Source organism: Actinocorallia herbida, assembly GCF_003751225.1.
GTDB lineage: Bacteria > Actinomycetota > Actinomycetes > Streptosporangiales > Streptosporangiaceae > Actinocorallia > Actinocorallia herbida.
Window position 1 is genome coordinate 1,469,219 of the sequence record NZ_RJKE01000001.1, and the last position, 17,546, is coordinate 1,486,764.

Consider the following 17,546-nt stretch of genomic DNA (forward strand, 5'->3'; position numbering starts at 1 on the left):
CTCATGCATTCGCGTGAGCTTGCCGGTGGAGGCGCTGGGAAGATTCTTCGAGGTGATCTTCCTCGCGCAGGCCAACGACGACCTCCGGTTGGACGTCAACGGCATCGACTGGTTGCTGCTCGCGATCTACTTCGCGACGGTCCTCGGCATCGGCTTCGCGGCACGGCTCACCGTCCGCTCCAGCGTCGACTTCTTCCTGTCGGGCCGGTCGATGCCCGCGTGGATCACCGGCCTCGCCTTCCTGTCGGCGAACCTCGGCGCCACCGAGATCCTCGGCATGGCCGCCAACGGCGCCCAGTACGGCCTGATGACCACGCACTACTACTGGATCGGCGCCGTCCCTGCGATGGTGTTCCTCGGCATCGTCATGATGCCGTTCTATTACAAGTCGGGCGTGCACTCGGTGCCGGAGTTCCTGCGGCGCCGCTTCAACTCCGCCACCCAGCTGCTGAACGCCGTCTCGTTCGCGATCGCGCAGGTGCTCATCGCCGGCATCAACCTGTACGCGCTGGCGCTGGTGATGCGGGCGCTCGTCGGCTGGCCGCTGCCGGTCTCGGTGGTGGTCGCCGCGATCTTCGTCCTCATCTACATCACGCTGGGCGGCCTGTCCTCGGCGATCTACAACGAGGTGCTCCAGTTCTTCGTGATCGTCGCGGGCCTGATCCCCGTCGTCTACCTGGGGCTGCGCAAGGTCGGCGGGATCTCGGGGCTGAAGGACGCGATCAACCAGAGCCCTCTCGGCAACCCGGGCCTGCACACCTGGGCCGACACCGGGTTCGGCACGCCGAACCCGATGAACGCCAGCTGGCTCGGCATCGTCCTCGGCCTCGGCTTCGTGCTCTCCTTCGGCTACTGGACGACGAACTTCGCGGAGGTCCAGCGCGGCCTGTCGGCCAAGAACACCGCGGCGGCCCGGATGACGCCGATCGTCGCCGCCTTCCCGAAGATCTTCATTCCGATCCTGACGGTCGTGCCGGGCATGGTCGCGCTCGTGGTGTTCCCGCAGCTCAGCCAGCCCGGCGCCGACTACAACAATGCCATCCCACTGCTCATGGGCGACGTGCTGCCCAACGGCGTCCTCGGGGTGGCGCTCACCGGCCTGCTCGCGTCGTTCATGGCGGGCATGGCGGCCAACGTCTCCGGTTTCAACACGGTCTTCACCTACGACATCTGGAAGCCGTACCTGATGAAGGGGCGGACCGACCACTACTACCTGAACACCGGCCGGTGGGTCACGGTGATCGGCGTCGTCTGCGGCATCTTCACCGCCTTCATCGCAGCGCAGTACAGCAACATCATGGCGTACATGCAGCAGCTGTTCTCGTTCTTCAACGCGCCGCTGTTCGCCACCTTCATCGTCGGCCTCCTGTGGCGCAGGATGACGCCCTGGGCCGGTTTCTGGGGCCTGCTCATCGGCACGCTGAGCGCCGTCGTCTCGTACGTGCTCTATGAGACGGGCGTCCTGCGCGACTTCTACGGCACCGACCTCAACGCCAGCTTCTGGGGTGCGGGCATCGCCTTCGTCGTCGACGTCGTGGTGTCGATCGTCGTCAGCAAGATGACGGCGCGCACCGCCAAGTCGACCGCGGAGCTGCGCGGCCTCGTCCGCGGCATCCCGTCGGACCGGCCGGACGACTTCCAGACGGGAGACGACAAGTGGTACCGGTCGCCGGTGAAGCTCGGCCTCGGTGCGCTGGTGCTGTCCCTCGCCTGCTACATCCCCTTCTGGTAGGAGCCCGCCATGCGCACCAATCCGCTCGCCGTCCTCCTCGACATCCGGACCGTCATCGGCGGCATCTTCAGCATCTACGGGATCATCCTGACGATCCTCGGGATCATCGACGACGCCGCGGCCAAGGCCAAGGCCCAGGGCGTCGACATCAACCTGTGGGTCGGCCTGGCCATGCTCGTGTTCGGCCTGTGCTTCCTCGGCTGGACCATCTACCGGCCGCGGCGGGGCGGCCCGACGCAGAAGGAGGGCCCGGACCCGCTCGACCAGCCGGGCGGCCCGGGGGAGCCCGGCGGTCTCACCAGCGGCCCGGGCGACACCTTCCGGGGCGACGAGCCCTTCGGCGGGTCGGGCAGCACCGCCCGGGGGTGACCCGGGTCAGACGACGGTGATCTCGTGGCGGACGACGCCGGACCACAGGTAGCCCTTGGCGTTGTAAGGGGATCCGAGCGCCTCGGTGACGCCGAGCTCGTCGGTGGCCCGTGCCATGAGGACGGCGGGCCCGCGCCGGTCCGGACACCAGGGCAGCTCCCACTGGGCCCAGGTGTGCGCCAGCCGGGGGCCGACCATCCGGGCGGGCGCCCAGCTCCGGCCGCCGTCGGTGCTGACCTCGACCGAGCGGATCGGGCCGTTGCCCGACCAGGAGCGGCCGGTGAGCAGGACCTCCTCGTCGCGGGTGAGCTTGGCGTAGGGCGCGATCTCGAAGGCGCTCTTGACGGGCATCGTGGTGAGCGGCGCGCTGCCCTCGTCGGGGTAGCCGAGGCCGAACAGCCGGTAGAAGTCGGTGCTCCACGGAGAGTGCAGGGCCGAGGTGGACACCTCGATGTCGCCGAGCCACTTGATCGAGGCGACGCCGACCCAGTCGGGGACGATCAGCCGGATCGGGAAGCCGTGCTCGCGGGTGAGCGGCGCGCCGTTCATCTCCCAGACGACGAGGACGTCCTTCATCGCCTTGGTGACCGGCAGCGGCCTGCGGAACCTGCCGTGGTCGACGCCGTCCTCGACGTAGGAGGAGTCGAGGCCGCGCGGCATGAGGTCGACGGCGTCGTCGCGGAGGCCGGCGTGCTCCAGGACGTGCCGGAGCGGCACCCCGGTCCACTCGGCCACGCCGATGGCGCCGAGCCCCCAGGGCGTGCCGGAGACCCGCTGGTTCTGCTGCGAGGTGTAGAAGGTCCGGCCGTTGCCCGCGCACTCCAGGAAGGCGCTCATCGTCACCGACGGCATGGCCTTCAGGTCGTGGTGGTCGAAGGTGACCGGGCCGTCTTTCAGGCCGTCGCCGTGCAGGGTGAGCGTCCAGGTCGAGACGTCGATCACGGGCGCGTCGGTGTGGTGGTGCACGAAGAACCGGTCGGTCGGGGTGTGGTGGCCGACTCCGCGCATCTCCTCCCAGTTCATCTCCCGGTCGCCGTCGCCCTTGCGAAGTTCTTCCCGCAGCATCGTCTCAGCATGACCCCTCAATCCCTACAAAGTCAATCGGCATTTAGGAAATGTGGCCGGATCCCGTTCCCGAACCGTCTCCGGACCTGGCGCCGCTCACGGAACCGAACATAGCGGCGCTTTCCGGCGTCACAAGCGCGAATGAGTTCGCCAGTGATCGCGGAGGTGTGCAAGATTGGTCGCCATGCGCGGCGGATTCCCCCTGTTGTCCAGTGCTGTCGCGGTGGCCCTCGCGGTCGCCGCCGGAGTGTGGCCCTCGATTCGGTCGGCGGCCCTCGGCGGCCCGGACGCGGCCGAGGTGCGGGCCGCGGCGGTCATCCCGGATCAGGACTGGACCCTCCCGGCGAAGGGTTCTTACACCCTGCCCGCCGCCTCTGCCGACGGACTGCCGCCCGTCATCACCAATATAGAGACGCAGGACAAGGTCGTCTTCCTGACGATCGACGACGGCTACGAGTACGACGCGGAGTTCGTCAAGATCATCCGGGAGCGGAAGGTCCCGATCCTGACCTTCCTCACGACCTCCTACATCCCCATGCACGGTCCCTACTTCTGGGCGCTCAAGAACGCCGGCTCCCAGATGGAGAACCACACCGTCAACCACGCCAACCTCCCGGGGCTGGACGCCGAGGGCCAGAAGAAGGAGATCTGCGGCGCGTCCGACGCGATCGAGCAGCAGTACGCCCGCCGTCCCGCCATCTTCCGCCCGCCCTTCGGCGCCTTCAACGACACCACCAAGCAGGTGGCCAAGGAGTGCGGCCTGAAGTCGATCATCCTGTGGTCGGCGGAGTACTACAACGGCACCACCTCGCCCCAGGGCGTCCCCGACGCGTTCGCGCGCGGCGACGGAGGCCAGGGCTTCAAGCCGGGCGACATCATCCTCATGCACTACCGCAAGGGCCTGGCCAAGCAGATGACGACGATGCTCGGCTGGATCGAGGAGCAGGGCTTCAAGCCCGCGGCCCTGGAGAACTACCTCCCGGTGTCGCTGGGCGGCAACGCCCCGGGCTAGATGCCGCGCATCCGCAGGACCCGCAGCGCCAGGTTGACGTTGAGCTGGAGGTGCGGGTCCTCGGTGAACGGGCCGAGCATGCGCTCCAGCTTGCCGATGCGGTAGCGCAGGGTGTTGTAGTGGAAGTGCAGGCGGCGGGCGGTCTCGGCGACGTTGAGGTTGGTCTCCAGGAGCACCTGGAGGGTGCGGCGCAGGTCCGCGGCCTCGGGATCGGCGTCCCCGGCGAGGTCGCCCAGGGTCTCGGCGACGAACGCGTGCAGTTCCGCGCTGTCGTCCACGAGGCTGAGCAGCCGGTAGACGCCCAGGGCGTCGAAGTGCGCGGTCTCGCCCGGCCCGTGCAGCTGCCTGCCCACCCGGACCGCCTTGCCGGCCTGGTCGTAGGCCTCAGGCAGCGTCGCGGGGCCCGGCGCCGGGCGGCTCACCCCGGTCGTGAACTCCAGGCCCTCGGCGGTCGAGACCTCCCGGACCAGCCCGGCCACGAGATCGGCGAGCGTGCCCTCGGCGGGCAGGCCGACGACCGCGACGACCTCGTGCGCGAACGCGGCGACCGCGGCGTCCCGGTCCCGGCGGCGCACGGCGGCGGCCCAGGCCGCGGCCAGCCTTTCCTGGGCGTGCTTGGCGCTGTCCGGCTGCCGGACGGGGACGGCCGACCCGTCGGACTCCAGATCGGGTGAGGCGACGATCACCGCGACCGGCCTGGCGAGATCCCAGCCGAACCCGGCGCAGTGCGCGACGACCCGCTCGGCGTCCCCGGCCCGGCCGGCCAGGACGTCGCGCAGGAAGTCGGCGCGGTACTTGCTCTCCACCGCCGCGACGGCCTGCTGCTTGGTGACGACGAGCGCGGCGACGGTCGCGGCCCGCTCCAGGATGCCGACCTCGGTGTCGCTCAGCTCGCGGCCGGGGAAGTACGCGGCGATCAGGCCGTGGTCCTCACCCGCCGCGGCGACGGGCACGACCACCCGGTCGCCGTGCAGGCCGAGGCCGTGGTGGCGCTCCAGCCAGAGCTCGAGGGTCTTCAGGTCGGCGGCGGAACCGGCCCCGGCCAGGACCCGCTCGTCGCCGTCCAGCGCGAGCACGGCGCCGTCGAGGAGTTCGGCGAGTTCCGCCGTCACCTCCGGCAGTCCGCCTCCGGCCAGCACGATCTGGACGAGCGCGCGGTGCACCTCCTCGGTGCGGGCGAGGATCGCGGCCTGCCGGTTGAGGATGTCGGTGAGCACCTGGTTGAGGATGTCGTCGAAGCCGACGTGCTCGGGGAGCTGGATGAGCGGGAAGCCGAGCCGGTCGGCGCGCGCCAGCATCTCCTTCGGCAGCTCGTCAAGATAGGCCCCGGGCTTGACGGCGAGGGCCGCGACGCCCCGCTCGTTCAGCCCCGTCACCAGGTGGCCGAGCGCCTCCGGCCGGTTGCGCAGCGGGTATCCGGTGGTGAGGAGCAGCTCGTTCGGCTTCACCCAGGCCAGGACGTCCGGCACCTCCATGACGTTCAGGCGCTGCACGATCCGGTCGAGCCCCGCCGCGCCCGCGACGAGTTCGGCGTCGGCGAGGGTGGACACGCCGAGCACCTCGCGGACGGGGAGGCCGTATTTCAGGGTGCCCGTGCTGGCGAGGCGCAGCCGCGGCGGGACGGTGTGGGTCTCGCCGGTCCTGCGGGTCCAGAGGTCGGTGCGTGTTTCCATCGGAGGTGTAACCATCACAAGAAAGACGAAGGATGACAAGTATCCTTGGCAACTTTCTCCATACGGCCATCGTGTGAACGAGCGTTAACGTCCGTTCAACGCGCCGACCCCTGGAGGAACAAGCCCGTGACGGACCGCCCGGCTCCCCGGCTCCTGGTGACCGAACCTGCCGACGGAACGAGCCTGCCCCCCGTGCCGGGCGCGGCCAGCCTCGCCCTGCGCGAGGTCCTGGAACGGCCGCGCACGCCCGCCCGGGTCGTCGCGGTGTTCCCGTCGTCGGTGTACCTGCTGCTGAAATCCGGCGCCGACCCGCGGGTGGTGGTGCTGGCCGGATCCGACGAGGCCCGCCCCGCCAACTCCGTGATCGTGCCGTCCGTCTCGCGCCACCAGCCCTTCGCCGGAGTCCGCGAAGGCGACGAGGCGTGGGTGGGGGACGGGCTGGTCGAGGCCGGCGACTTCGGGGTCCGGGTCAAACGCTGGTGGGATCCCCGGCCCGTCCTCGGGCCGCTCACCACGGCGGGGCTGCGCCACTCCGTCATGGCCCTGGAGAACGTGCTCGACCCGGCGGCCTGCGGGCTCGCCGGGCACCCCGGCCCCGCGGCGCTCGCCGCGCACTGCGCGGCCGGCGACCTCGCCCGCGCCGTCCCGGCCGCCGAGCGGATCGTCGGGCTCGGGCCCGGCCTCACGCCCAGCGGCGACGACGTCCTCGCCGGCCTGCTCCTCTCGCTGCGCCTGCTGGGCTCGGTCCTCGACGGCGGCGGCCGGGCCGTCTGGCTCGCGGGCTGGCTCGCCGCGGCCGTCACCGCCGACACCGAGACCCGCACGACGCCCATGGGCGCGGCCGCGCTGCACTGCGCCGCGGCCGGAAGGCCCGCCGCCGAGGCCGCCGCCGTGCTGCGCGGCCTTGCCGGGCGTGAACAGCTCGTCCCCGCCGTGGGGCGGCTGGCCAGGCCCGGCCGCGCCGGAGGTCAGGATCTCGCCTGGGGACTGCTCGCGGGGGCGCGGGCCACCCTGGCGCTGCGCGGCGAAGCCGTGCGCCGGGCGACCGCGTGACCCCACCCCTGACGGTCGGGGGACCGGACGCCTACCGCGCCGCGCTGGACGCCCTGCACGGCGGACGCGATGTACTGCTCCCGGGGGAGGAGCTCTCGGTCGCGCAGGAGATCGCGCTCAAGGACGAGGCGGCGATGCTCGGCAGACTCGTCCTCGGGCCCTGCGCCTGCACGGGTTCTCTTCCACCCGGCCCCTACGGCGTCGTAGGGGTCTCGCCCGAGGCCACCGCGGAGGTCGTCGAGGTACTCGCGGAAAAGGGAGGGCGCGTCCTTCCCGTCGGCTCCCGCGACCTGTCCGCGGCGGTCTGCGGCCGGGCCACCCTCCAGGCCCTCGCGGCGTTCGACGCCGATCCCGTCATAGAGGCGGTGGTGCTGGCCGCGGAACGCCCCGCAGGGGAAGTCGCGGCCCTACTGCGCGAGGCCGCCCGACGGCTGGGCAAGCCCGTGGTCTCGGCGGCGCCCGGCGAGGCACGGTTCGTGCTCGCCCGCCTGGACGTCCTTTAGATCCCGTTCTCGCTCCCAGGTCAGGGAGATGTGGCCGCCGGAGGGATCTTGCAGGGCGCGCGTTCCGCGAGAATGTCACCATGATGCTTTCGGGGAATCAGTACGAGATCGCCGCGGGCGGCTACCGGGCCGCGGCCACCGAGCAGGGCGGCAGCCTGCGGGAGCTGACGCACGAGGGCGCCCCCCTCGTCATCGGCTTCGCCCCGGACGAGGTGGTCGACGGCGCGGCGGGGCAGATCCTCGCCCCGTGGCCCAACCGCATCGCGCACGGCACCTACGTCTTCGAGGGAGTCGAGCAGCACACCCCGATCACCGAGCCGGACCGCGACTGCGCGATCCACGGCCTGGTCCGGTGGGAGCCGTGGACCGTCACCGAGCACGAGGCCGACCGCGTCACCCTCGTGCACCGGCTGCTCGGCCGCCCCGGCTACCCCTACCGGCTCGACCTGTCGGTCACCTACTCCCTCGACGCGCGCACCGGCCTGACCGTCCGGCTCGGCGCGGCCAACGCGGGCACCCGCAACGCCCCCTACGGGCAGAGCGCCCACCCGTACCTCACCGTCGGCCGGCCGCTCGACGAGTGCACCGTGACGTTCGGGGCCAGCCACTACCAGCCCGTGAACGAGCGGCTCATCCCGTCCGGCGCGCCCGTGCCCGTCGCGGGCACCCGGTACGACCTCAGCTCCGGCGGCGTCTTCGGCGCCCGCCGCATCGACACCGCCTACACCGGCCTGGAGTTCGCCGACGGCCGCGCCTGGGTGGGCCTGTCGGGCGGCGGCCGCACCGTCGGGCTGTGGGCCGATGACGGCCACCCGTGGCTCCAGCTCTATACCGCCGACCACATGGGCGAACGCGCCCGTACGGGCCTCGCCGCGGAGCCGATGACCTGCCCGCCGAACGCCTTCAACACCGGAGTGGACCTCATCACTCTCAAACCAGGTGACGCGTTCGCCAGTTCTTGGGGGATCATCTCCTTGTGAACCTCAGCGTCTCCACGACCGACGATCTGGCAGAGCGGGTCCGCGCACTGGCCGCGGCGTCGGCGGGCCGCACCGGTACCGCAGAGGGCCGCCAGCCCGTCCACACGGTGTTCGTCCCGGCCGACCGCTTCTCGCGCACCACCACCGCCGACTGGGGCGCGCAGGCGCTGCGGCTGCTCAACAAGCACACGCCGGGCGACGGCTCGTTCGGCGCGTCGTTCATGCTCGACCCGTCGCTGGCCGGGCAGATCCGGGCGCGGGTGGCGGCCAAGCTCGCGCGCGAGCCGATCGAGGATCTGCGCATCGACTTCGGCCCCGCCTACGGCGACCGGTGGTCGGACACCGAGGAGGACGGGCACGTCGAGCAGGTCGTCGAGGCCGTCGCGACCTCCTACAACGCCCAGCAGCTCCCGCACTTCTGGGGCGTGCGCGTCAAGTCGTTCTCCGGCGGCGGGCACGCGCGGGCGATGCGGACCCTCGACGGCTTCCTCACCTCCCTGCGCGACAGGCTCGGAAGGCTTCCCGGCGGCTTCACCATCACCCTGCCGGACGTCACGGGGGCCGAGCAGGTCGCGGTCTTCACCGACTTCCTCGACAGGCTGGAGGCCGCACTCGGCCTGCCCAACGGCACACTGCGCTTCGAGGTGCAGATCGACGCGCCCGCGGGCCTCGCCGACCAGCGCGGCGGGCTCGGCGTCCGGCGGGTCCTGGTCTCCGGGCAGGGCCGGATCCAGACCGTCCACTTCGGCGGGCTCGACTACGCCTCGGCGCTCGGCCTGCCCGAGGAGCAGCGGCGGCTCGACCACCCCGTCTGCGACTTCGCCCGGCACGTCCTCCAGACGACGACGGCGGGCTGGGGCGTCCGGCTGTCCGACGGGCCCCCGCACCTGACGCCCAGGGACGACTCGGCCGACGAGGTCGTCCCGGCCTGGCAGGCGCACGCCACCGAGGTCAGGCACTCCCTCGCGCACGGCTTCTACCAGGGCTGGGACACCGATCCGGCGCACCTGCCCGCCCGCTATGCCGCGCTGTTCGACTTCCACCTCAGCGGGGTGGAGGCGGCGATCGGGCGGCTCGAGGCCGCGCCGGAGCGCTCGGCCGCGCTGCTCGACCGGCTCCAGCGGGGCGTCGCCTGCGGCGCGCTGGACCCCGAGGTCCTCCAGGGCTGACGCGCGGCACGGTTCGGCACGGGAAAGGGGACCCGCCTCGCGGTGGGTCCCCTTTCCGACGTGCCCGGGTCTCAGCTGACGCCGAGCAGGTCGACCACGAAGATCAGCGTCTCGTTCGGGCCGATCGCGCCGCCCGCGCCGCGCGCGCCGTAGCCCAGGTGCGCGGGGATGACCAGCTTGCGGCGGCCGCCGACCTTCATGCCGGCCACGCCCATGTCCCAGCCCTTGATGACGCGGCCCGCGCCGAGCGGGAAGACGAACGCCTCGTTGCGGCTCCAGGAGGAGTCGAACTCCTCGCCGGTGGAGAAGGCCACGCCGACGTAGTGGACGTGGACCTGGTGGCCCTTCTTGGCCTCGTCGCCCTCGCCGACCACCAGGTCGGTGATCTCCAGGTTGGCGGGCGGGTTGCCCTCGGGGAAGTCGATCTCGGGCTTGGTCAGCGCCATCGCTTGTGTGCTCCTCGGTGGTGGATCTCGGACCGCACGAGGCTACCGGTCCACGGGCGGGAATGCGGGCCCAGGTCATGGTGTTGGCACCGGGGTGAAAATCGAGATTTATTCCGACGTGGTGTGCCCTTGGTGCTATCTCGGACAGGCCCGCTTCCGTCAGGCCGTCGAGGAGTTCCCCGGCGAGGTCGAGATCGTCTGGCGCCCGTTCCAGCTCGACCCGTCGTCCCCGGCCGAGCCCGAGGCGGGCCTCGCGAGCACGGTCCTCGCCGAGAAGTTCGGCGGCGCCGACAAGGTGCACGCCGCGCACCAGCGGTTGCGCGCCCTCACCGAGGACGCCGGACTGCCGTTCGAGCCCGAGCTGGCCCGGCAGATCAACAGCCTCCAGGCCCACCGCGTCATCTGGCTCGCCGGCGAGGAAGGCGTCCAGGACGCCGTCGTCGCCCGCTTCTTCCGCGCCCACCACGCCGAAGGCCGCGACCTGAACGCTCCCGAGACCCTCGTGGAGCTCGCCGCAGAGGCCGGCCTGCCCGCCGACCGCGTCCGGGCGCTCCTGGCCTCCGCGGAGGGCGCCCCCGAGGTCGCCGCCCAGATCGACGAGGCCCGTCGGCTGGGCATCAGCGGCGTGCCCTTCTTCCTCTTCGAAGGCAAGTGGGCCGTCTCCGGCGGCCAGCCCACCGAGGTCTTCGCCGAAGCCCTCCGCGAAGTCGCCTCGAAGCTCTAGCGGCGCGCGACCGCCGTGCCCTCCGGCACGGCGGTGGCCGGGTGGCGCCCGGTCGGCGGCGGGCCCTGCGGTGCGGCCCTTTCGGGGGAGGCGGGAGGATGGGCGGCATGGGATTGCTGGGTGCGGAACGCGACGGGGTGGTGAGCGTCGCCGGGGTCGAGGTGACGCGGGAGGAGCTGGCGGGGCGGGCGCGGGCCGTCGCCGGGCGGATCGGCGGGGCGCGGGCCGTCGCGGTGAACGCGACGGCGAGCGTCGACACGGTCGCGGCGGTGCTCGGCGGGCTGGTCGCCGGGGTGCCCGTGGTGCCGGTGCCGCCGGACTCCGGGCCCGCCGAGCGCGGGCACATCCTCGCCGACTCAGGGGCCGAGCTCCTGGTGGGGGCGCCCTCCGATGGGGAGGTCTTCGGCCTTCCCACGGTGCCTTCGACGGGCTCCGGGTCGGGCGCCTTCCCCGAGCCGTCCGAGGACGCGACGGGGCTGATCCTCTACACGTCCGGGACCACCGGCGCGCCGAAGGGCGTCATGGTCTCCCGGGCCGCCATCGCCGCCGACCTCGACGCGCTCGCCGAGGCGTGGGCGTGGACGCCGGACGACCTCCTCGTCCACGGCCTCCCGCTCTTCCACGTGCACGGGCTCGTCCTCGGTGTCCTCGGGGCGCTGCGCGTAGGGTCCGGTCTGGTGCACACCGGAAGGCCGACGCCCGAGGCGTACGCGAAGGCGGGCGGGAGCCTGTACTTCGGCGTCCCGACCGTGTGGTCGCGGGTGGTGGAGTCCGGCGCGGCCGAGGCGCTGCGCGGCGCCCGGCTGCTGGTCTCCGGCAGCGCGGGCCTGCCCGCGCCCGTGTTCGACGCGCTCGCCGCGCGCAGCGGGCACCGGGCCGTCGAACGGTACGGGATGACCGAGACGCTGATCACCGTCAGCGCCCGGCACGACGGCGAGCGCCGCCCCGGCCAGGTCGGCCTGCCGCTGCGCGGGGTCGAGACCCGCCTCGTCGGCGAGCACGGCGAGGACGTGCCGCACGACGGCGCGACCCCCGGCGAGCTCCTCGTGCGCACCCCGACGGTCTTCCAGGGCTACCTGAACCGCCCGGACGCGACCGCCGAGTCCCTCGCCGACGGCTGGTTCCGCACCGGCGACATCGCCGCGATCGGCCCGGACGGCTGGCACCGGATCGTCGGCCGCGCCTCCACCGACCTCATCAAGAGCGGCGGCTACCGCATCGGCGCGGGCGAGATCGAGGCCGCCCTCCTCGCCCACCCCGCCGTACGCGAGGCCGCCGTCATCGGCACCCCCCACCCCGACCTGGGCGAGCAGGTCACCGCCTTCGTCATCGCCGACGGCATCGCGGAGACCGACCTCATCGACTTCGTCGCCCGAGATCTCTCCGCCCACAAACGCCCCAGGACCGTCCACTTCGTCGACTCCCTGCCCCGCAACGCCCTGGGCAAAGTCCAAAAGAAACTCCTCACCCCCTGACCCCGCCCCCGCCCGTCCCCGGAGTACCGGGGACGGGCGGATTCCCGGTGTCGGGGGCTCAGCGGGCGAAGCGGGCGGCGCGGGCCGCGGTGCGGCCTTCGGGGGGCAGGTCGGAGGCGGTGCGGAGGGCGCGTTCGAGGAGCGGGGCCAGCGCGGCGGGGGCGTCCGGGACGATCTCGTCGGCGATGCCGCGGTCGAGGAGGTCGGGGGCGGTGATGCCCTGGGCCTCGGCGAGGTCGGGGGCCCGCTCGGGGGTGCGGTGGACGATGACCGAGGCGCCTTCGGGGGGCAGAGGGGTGAGCCAGCCGTGGGCGGCGACCAGGACCCGGTCGGCGGGCAGCAGGGCGAGGGCGGCGCCGCCGGTGCCCTCACCGAGCAGGAGGCAGACGGTCGGGGCGGCGAGGGTGATGAGGTCGGCGAGGCAGCGGGCGATCTCCCCGGCCAGGCCGCGGTTCTCGGCGTCGGCCGACAGCACGGCGCCCGGCGTGTCCACCACGGTCAGGAGCGGCAGCCGCAGCTCGGCGGCGAGGCGCATGCCGCGCCGCGCGACCCGCAGCCCGGCCGGGCCGAGCGGGTGGCCGGTCCGCTGGCTGACCCGGTCCTGGCCGACGACGACGCAGCCCGCGCCGCCGAACCTGGCCAGCGCGAGGCGCAGCCCCGGATCGTTCTCGCCCGCGCCGGTCCCCGACAGCGGCGTCACGTCCGCGGCCTCGCGCAGCAGTTCCCGCACCCCCGGACGATCGGGCTCGCGGGTCGCCAGCACCGCGTCCCACGCCCGCATCGAACGCTCGAAGGGCATCGCCCGAAGGGCTCGTCCTTCGGACGGCCCCGAAGATCCCGACTTGGCGTCGCCCGAAGACTCCGGCTTCGCTTCGCCTGAAGGCTCAGGTCCTGGTGTCGGGCTCGAAGGCTCCGGCCTCGCTTCCAGGACGGAGAGGATCCGGATGACGGCCGGGCGCAAGTCCTCGGCCGGGATGACCGCGTCCACGAGGCCGCGTGCGGCGAGGTTCTCCGCGACCTGGACGCCCGCGGGGAACTCCTCCCCGTACAGCCCGGCGTAGACGCGCGGGCCGAGGAAGCCGATGAGGGCGCCCGGTTCGGCGGCCGTCACATGGCCGAGCGATCCCCATGAGGCGAGGACTCCGCCCGTCGTCGGGTGCCGGAGGTAGACGAGATAAGGCAGATGGGCGGCTTTGTGCGCCATGACGGCCGCGGTGATCCGGGCCATCTGCACGAACGCGAAGGTGCCCTCCTGCATACGGGTGCCGCCCGAGGCGGGCGCGGCGAGCAAAGGCAGCCCCTCAAGGGCGGCCCGTTCTACGGCGGCGACGATCCGGTCGGCGGTGGCCACCCCGATCGACCCGGCGAGGAAGGCGAACTCGCTGACGATCAGCGCCACCCGCCGTCCGCCGACGCGCCCCTCACCGGTGAGCACCGCCTCGTCGCAGCCCGACCGCTCCCGCGCCGCCGCGAGCTCCTCGGCATACCCGTCGGGCTCCTCCGGCGGGCCGTCCCACGACACCCACGTCCCCGCGTCGAGCGTCAGCCCGATCAGTTCCCGCGCCGTCCTCTTCCCTCCAGCCACGCCCCGATTAGACCAAACGCCCCCCGCCCCACCCCCCACCGGGGACGCCCCGGCCCCCGGCGCTCCGCGCAGCTCCGACCACCGCGCGACGCGGCATCCCGAGGTGGCGCGGCATCCCGAGGTGGCGCGGTGCCCCGAGGTGGCGCGGTGCCCCGAGGCGCCCACCGCGCGGGTGGCCCCGCCTGTTTCGCGGCCGGGTCTTCGCCAGAGCGAGGGCTTCACCCGCGCGCCAGGGCGGGCTTCGGCTGGAGGACGCCGGAGCGCTCTGGGGCGCTGCTCGGTGGTGGCGCCGGCCGGGGCCGGCGTCGCGTGTCATGTGCGGCGCGATGCCGGGCGGGCGTCAGAGGCGGCGGTGGTTCAGGGACGGGATGACGGCGCGGACCCGGGCGGTCAGGGTGAGGTCGACCGGGACGGTGCGGATGGCGGGGAAGGGGCCCAGGTCGGCGGTGACGGTGCCCATGGGGTCGACGGCCAGGGAGCGGCCGACGCCCATGCGGGCGCCGCGCGGCGGGTCGGTGAGGTCGGGCGCCCGGTCGACCGCGAGGGTCCAGATCGTGTTCTCGATCGCCCGCGCGCGCACGAGGGTCGTCCAGTGCTCTTCCTTGAAGGTGCCCTGGGCCCAGGCGGCGGCCACCACGAGCAGGTCGGCGCCCCGGTCCACCAGCGCGCGCGCCAGCTCCGGGAAGCGGATGTCGTAGCAGGTGATCAGCCCTATCCGGGCGCCGGCCAGCTCCACCACGACGGGTTCGCTTCCGGGCGCGACGGCCTGGGACTCCTTGTAGGCGAAGGCGTCGAACATGTGGATCTTCCGGTACGTCCCGGCGAGCGCGCCCTCGGCGTCGATCGCGACGAGCGTGTTGTGGACGCGTCCGTCGTCCGCGGGCTCGAAGGTGCCGACGATCAAGGCGGTGCCCCGGGCGGCGGCCTCGGCCCGCAGCGCGGTGACGAACGGGCCGTCCAAGGGCTCGGCGAAGTCCTTCAGGCTGTTGCCGAACCGTACGAGGGTCGCCTCGGGGAAGATCGCGAGGTCGGCCCCCTCGGCCTCCTCGAGGGCGGCGCGGACCGCCGTGAGGTTGACGGCCGGGTCGTCGGTGACGTCGATCTGGCAGAGTGCGGCGCGCATGTCGCCAGTCTAAGGTGGCGCCGTGAGCGAACCACTGGTCGGGCGGATGCGGGGCTTCGGGACGACGATCTTCGCTGAGATGTCGGCGCTGGCGGCGGCGACCGGGGCGATCAACCTGGGCCAGGGCTTCCCCGACGAGGACGGTCCGCGCGGTGTCCTGCGCCGGGCCGTCGAGGCGATCGAGGGCGGCCGCAACCAGTACCCGCCGGGTCCCGGCCTGCCGGTGCTGCGCGAGGCCGTGGCGGCGCAGCGGCTGGCCCGGTACGGGCAGTCCTACGACCCCGAGACCGAGGTCCTCGTCACCGTCGGGGCCACCGAGGCCGTCGCGGCGGCGATCCTGGCACTGGTGGGGCCGGGTGACGAGGTGATCGCCTTCGAGCCGTTCTATGACTCCTACGCGGCTTCCGTAGCCCTCTCCGGGGCCACCCTGTGCCCGGTGACCTTGCGGCCGGAAGGCGGCAGGTTCACCTTCGACCCCGACGAGCTGCGCAGGGCCGTCACCCCGCGCACCCGGGCCATCCTCGTCAACTCCCCGCACAACCCTTGCGGCACGGTCTTCACCCGGCAGGAGCTCGCCGCGATAGCGGAGCTCTGCGTGGATCGCGGCCTTCTGGCGATCACCGACGAGGTGTACGAGTACCTCGTCTTCGACGGGGTGGAGCACCTGCCCCTGGCGTCCTTCCCCGGCATGCGGGAGAGGACGGTGACGATCTCCTCGGCGGGCAAGACCTTCTCCGTCACGGGCTGGAAGACCGGGTGGGTGTGCGCGCCCGCCCCCCTGGTCGCGGCGGTCCGGACGGTCAAGCAGTTCCTCACCTACGTGGGCGCCGGGCCGTGGCAGGAGGCCGTCGCCCACGGGCTCGCCCACGAGACGGCCTGGGTGGAGGAGCTGCGCCGCTCCCTCCAGGCGAAGCGGGACCGGCTCATCGAAGGGCTGGAGTCCGTGGGATTTCAGGTCTTTCGTCCTGAAGGCACCTATTTCGTCCAGGCGGATCTCCGTCCGCTCGGCCACGACGACGGGCTGGCCTTCGCCCGCGCGCTTCCCGAGCGGACGGGCGTCGTGTGCGTCCCGACGCAGGTCTTCTACGCCGATCCCGCACGGGGAAGGCACTACGTGCGCTTCGCCTTCTGCAAGCGCGCCGAGGTGATCGACGCCGCCGTCGCCCGGCTCAAGGGAAGCCCTCCCGGCTGAGCCGCCTACGGACGGGTGAGGGAAACGGCACCCTCGGTGAGCGCCGATGCCTATACCCTTCCGTGCGTGTCCGGACCGAATCTCATCAAGCCGCAGTTCCCCGACGACGACGGGAGCGCCGATCCCCGGCTACAGGCCGCGCTGACCGCCTACGCGGGCGGACGGGCCGCGGAGCACACCGTGCTGGAGGCGCTGGCCGCCTCCCGGCTGCTCATCCCCATCGTCGCGATGGCGACCTCCGAGGAGGAGGTCGACGGCCTGCGCCGGGAGAAGGAGAGCGAGATCGCCCTGCCGATGCTCACCGGCCAGGACGGCCGCAAAGGCGTCCTCGCGTTCACCTCGCTGAAGACCCTCCAGCTGTGGCGGGCCGACGCGCGCCCGGTCCCCGCGCACGCCCGCGACGCCTGCCGGACCGCCCTGGACGAGGGGGCCGACGCCCTGGTCGTGGACGTCGCGGGGCCCGTCCCGTTCGCCGTCGACGGCGTCCGCCTGCACCTGCTGGCCGAGGGCGCGCCCGTCCCGCCGCCGCACCGCGACCCCGACGTGCTCGCCGCGATCGAGGCGGCCTTCCGCCCGGAGACCGGCGTCACCGGGGTACGGGTCGGCCCCGGTGACGACACCGAGCTGTCCGTCCGCTTCCACGTGGACCCCGGCATGGACGAGCAGGCCGCGGTCCGCCGCATCGGCGACCGCCTCGCCGACGTCCTCCGCGGCCGCATCGTCGGCGGCGTCGAACTGGGCATCGCCCGCCGCTGACCCGATTCCCGGTCGGCCCGGCCCCGGTCCTCGCGCCGACGTCGCCGTGGGGCGACGACGGTCTCCGCGCTCGCGCGCGGCGGCGCCCCGCCCCGGCGCAGGGACCGGAAAGATCGCGGAAAAGTTATCCACAGGGGGCTCGGCGGGAGGCCGGGGGTTCGCGTTAGTGTGCGGCCATGAGCGAGACGGCGTCGTGGATCGAGCCCGTCCGCGGCCGTCCGGTGGCGGTCGCGGCGGTGGTCGCGGCTGTGCTCGGGCTGCTGTTCTGGCGGGTCGGGCCGCGGCCGGAGCTCGCCGCGTTCGCGCTGCTCGGGGCCGTGGGGACGGTCCTCGCGTTCGTCGACGCCGCTACCAGGACGCTGCCGGAGCCGCTCACCCTGCCGCTGCCGTTCGCGCTGGCCGGGCTGCTGTGGCTGGCCTCGCCGCAGGAGGGGCGGAGCCTGGCGGGGGCGCTGCTCGGCGCGGTCGCCCTCTTCGGGTTCTACGGGGTGCTGTGGTGGTTCTCGCCGGATCGCGGGATCGGGTTCGGCGACGTGGTCCTGTCGGTCTCGCTCGGGCTCGTGCTCGGCTGGATGGGCGTCGCCGCGGTCGTGACCGGGCTCCTGGTGATCCATCTTTCCGGCGCCGTGTGGGCGCTCGGGCTGCTCGTCCTGGGCCGCGCCACGCGCGGCTCGGAACTGCCCTACGGG

Annotated in this window: 16 protein-coding genes and 1 pseudogene; 12 read left to right on the forward strand and 5 right to left on the reverse strand. The window is 73.0% G+C overall.

Translation table 11 applies throughout. The features are described 5' to 3' along the window. Positions 1 to 13: 13 nt before the first annotated feature. Together EDD29_RS06980 and EDD29_RS06985 are read left to right on the forward strand one after the other, a co-directional pair. Positions 14 to 1,732: a sodium:solute symporter family protein gene (locus EDD29_RS06980; RefSeq protein WP_246052557.1), complete on the forward strand. Its 1,719-nt coding sequence runs from the start codon at positions 14 to 16 to the stop codon at positions 1,730 to 1,732. Between the two features lie 9 nt (positions 1,733 to 1,741). Next, positions 1,742 to 2,101: a hypothetical protein gene (locus tag EDD29_RS06985; protein WP_123663431.1), complete on the forward strand. Its 360-nt coding sequence runs from the start codon at positions 1,742 to 1,744 to the stop codon at positions 2,099 to 2,101. Positions 2,102 to 2,107: 6 nt separating this feature from the next. Here EDD29_RS06985 and EDD29_RS06990 read toward each other — a convergent pair whose 3' ends face one another. Next, a complete protein-coding gene (locus EDD29_RS06990) occupies positions 2,108 to 3,166 on the reverse strand; it encodes a sulfite oxidase (RefSeq protein ID WP_123663433.1) in 1,059 nt (352 codons plus the stop codon). A 184-nt stretch (positions 3,167 to 3,350) separates the two neighbouring features. On the opposite strand from EDD29_RS06990, the gene EDD29_RS06995 reads away from it, so the two are divergent. After that, the gene (locus tag EDD29_RS06995; RefSeq protein ID WP_123670327.1) at positions 3,351 to 4,178 is read left to right on the forward strand and encodes a polysaccharide deacetylase family protein; all 828 of its coding nucleotides are present in this window, start codon (positions 3,351 to 3,353) and stop codon (positions 4,176 to 4,178) included. On the opposite strand, the gene EDD29_RS07000 is transcribed toward EDD29_RS06995, so the two are convergent. Beyond that, positions 4,175 to 5,851: a PucR family transcriptional regulator gene (locus EDD29_RS07000; RefSeq protein WP_123663435.1), complete on the reverse strand. Its 1,677-nt coding sequence runs from the start codon at positions 5,849 to 5,851 to the stop codon at positions 4,175 to 4,177. The genes EDD29_RS06995 and EDD29_RS07000 overlap by 4 nt on opposite strands. Positions 5,852 to 5,977: 126 nt before the next feature. On the opposite strand from EDD29_RS07000, the gene EDD29_RS07005 reads away from it, so the two are divergent. The 4 genes from EDD29_RS07005 (at position 5,978) to EDD29_RS07020 (ending at position 9,556) form a co-directional block, all read left to right on the forward strand. After that, positions 5,978 to 6,904, forward strand: a complete 927-nt coding sequence (locus EDD29_RS07005; protein WP_123663437.1) for an oxamate carbamoyltransferase subunit AllH family protein — start codon at positions 5,978 to 5,980, stop codon at positions 6,902 to 6,904. Beyond that, entirely contained in the window at positions 6,901 to 7,407 is a 507-nt protein-coding gene (locus EDD29_RS07010; RefSeq protein WP_123663439.1) for an AllF/FdrA family protein, read from the forward strand. The genes EDD29_RS07005 and EDD29_RS07010 overlap by 4 nt, the downstream gene beginning before the upstream one ends. An 80-nt stretch (positions 7,408 to 7,487) precedes the next feature. Beyond that, complete coding sequence (locus EDD29_RS07015) at positions 7,488 to 8,387, forward strand: aldose 1-epimerase family protein (protein WP_123663441.1); 900 nt, start codon at positions 7,488 to 7,490, stop codon at positions 8,385 to 8,387. Next, positions 8,384 to 9,556 carry a DUF6986 family protein gene (locus tag EDD29_RS07020; protein ID WP_123663444.1) on the forward strand — a complete coding sequence of 391 codons (1,173 nt, stop codon included), beginning with the start codon at positions 8,384 to 8,386 and terminating at the stop codon, positions 9,554 to 9,556. The genes EDD29_RS07015 and EDD29_RS07020 overlap by 4 nt, the downstream gene beginning before the upstream one ends. Before the next feature lie 71 nt (positions 9,557 to 9,627). On the opposite strand, the gene EDD29_RS07025 is transcribed toward EDD29_RS07020, so the two are convergent. Beyond that, the gene (locus tag EDD29_RS07025; protein WP_123663446.1) at positions 9,628 to 10,002 is read right to left on the reverse strand and encodes an FKBP-type peptidyl-prolyl cis-trans isomerase; all 375 of its coding nucleotides are present in this window, start codon (positions 10,000 to 10,002) and stop codon (positions 9,628 to 9,630) included. Positions 10,003 to 10,096: 94 nt separating this feature from the next. On the opposite strand from EDD29_RS07025, the gene EDD29_RS07030 reads away from it, so the two are divergent. Together EDD29_RS07030 and EDD29_RS07035 are read left to right on the forward strand one after the other, a co-directional pair. Next, positions 10,097 to 10,726 carry a DsbA family oxidoreductase gene (locus EDD29_RS07030; protein WP_123663448.1) on the forward strand — a complete coding sequence of 210 codons (630 nt, stop codon included), beginning with the start codon at positions 10,097 to 10,099 and terminating at the stop codon, positions 10,724 to 10,726. A gap of 107 nt (positions 10,727 to 10,833) precedes the next feature. Continuing rightward, positions 10,834 to 12,201 carry an acyl-CoA synthetase gene (locus EDD29_RS07035; protein WP_211359587.1) on the forward strand — a complete coding sequence of 456 codons (1,368 nt, stop codon included), beginning with the start codon at positions 10,834 to 10,836 and terminating at the stop codon, positions 12,199 to 12,201. Between the two features lie 58 nt (positions 12,202 to 12,259). On the opposite strand, the gene EDD29_RS07040 is transcribed toward EDD29_RS07035, so the two are convergent. Next, on the reverse strand, positions 12,260 to 13,786 hold the full coding sequence (locus EDD29_RS07040) for a carboxyl transferase domain-containing protein (protein ID WP_123663452.1): 1,527 nt from the start codon (positions 13,784 to 13,786) through the stop codon (positions 12,260 to 12,262). A gap of 340 nt (positions 13,787 to 14,126) precedes the next feature. Continuing rightward, positions 14,127 to 14,909 carry a carbon-nitrogen hydrolase family protein gene (locus EDD29_RS07045; protein WP_123663454.1) on the reverse strand — a complete coding sequence of 261 codons (783 nt, stop codon included), beginning with the start codon at positions 14,907 to 14,909 and terminating at the stop codon, positions 14,127 to 14,129. Positions 14,910 to 14,955: 46 nt separating this feature from the next. On the opposite strand from EDD29_RS07045, the gene EDD29_RS07050 reads away from it, so the two are divergent. From EDD29_RS07050 to EDD29_RS45290, 3 genes and pseudogenes are all read left to right on the forward strand, one after another. Beyond that, positions 14,956 to 16,101: a pyridoxal phosphate-dependent aminotransferase gene (locus EDD29_RS07050; protein ID WP_425455009.1), complete on the forward strand. Its 1,146-nt coding sequence runs from the start codon at positions 14,956 to 14,958 to the stop codon at positions 16,099 to 16,101. A 66-nt stretch (positions 16,102 to 16,167) separates the two neighbouring features. Then, on the forward strand, positions 16,168 to 16,857 hold the full coding sequence (locus tag EDD29_RS07055) for an SseB family protein (RefSeq protein ID WP_123663458.1): 690 nt from the start codon (positions 16,168 to 16,170) through the stop codon (positions 16,855 to 16,857). Between the two features lie 176 nt (positions 16,858 to 17,033). Then, positions 17,034 to 17,477: pseudogene (locus tag EDD29_RS45290) on the forward strand (prepilin peptidase); the annotation flags it as partial. Positions 17,478 to 17,546: the final 69 nt, after the last annotated feature.

Excerpts from the sequence above, each read along its gene's own strand:
- EDD29_RS06995 (WP_123670327.1), top strand. The coding sequence starts at position 3,351 with ATGCGCGGCGGATTCCCCCTGTTGTCCAGTGCTGTCGCGGTGGCCCTC.
- EDD29_RS07045 (WP_123663454.1), bottom strand. The coding sequence starts at position 14,909 with ATGCGCGCCGCACTCTGCCAGATCGACGTCACCGACGACCCGGCCGTC.
- EDD29_RS07000 (WP_123663435.1), bottom strand. The coding sequence starts at position 5,851 with ATGGAAACACGCACCGACCTCTGGACCCGCAGGACCGGCGAGACCCAC.
- EDD29_RS07035 (WP_211359587.1), top strand. The coding sequence starts at position 10,834 with ATGGGATTGCTGGGTGCGGAACGCGACGGGGTGGTGAGCGTCGCCGGG.
- EDD29_RS07050 (WP_425455009.1), top strand. The coding sequence starts at position 14,956 with ATGCGGGGCTTCGGGACGACGATCTTCGCTGAGATGTCGGCGCTGGCG.
- EDD29_RS06985 (WP_123663431.1), top strand. The coding sequence starts at position 1,742 with ATGCGCACCAATCCGCTCGCCGTCCTCCTCGACATCCGGACCGTCATC.
- EDD29_RS07015 (WP_123663441.1), top strand. The coding sequence starts at position 7,488 with ATGATGCTTTCGGGGAATCAGTACGAGATCGCCGCGGGCGGCTACCGG.
- EDD29_RS06990 (WP_123663433.1), bottom strand. The coding sequence starts at position 3,166 with ATGCTGCGGGAAGAACTTCGCAAGGGCGACGGCGACCGGGAGATGAAC.
- EDD29_RS07025 (WP_123663446.1), bottom strand. The coding sequence starts at position 10,002 with ATGGCGCTGACCAAGCCCGAGATCGACTTCCCCGAGGGCAACCCGCCC.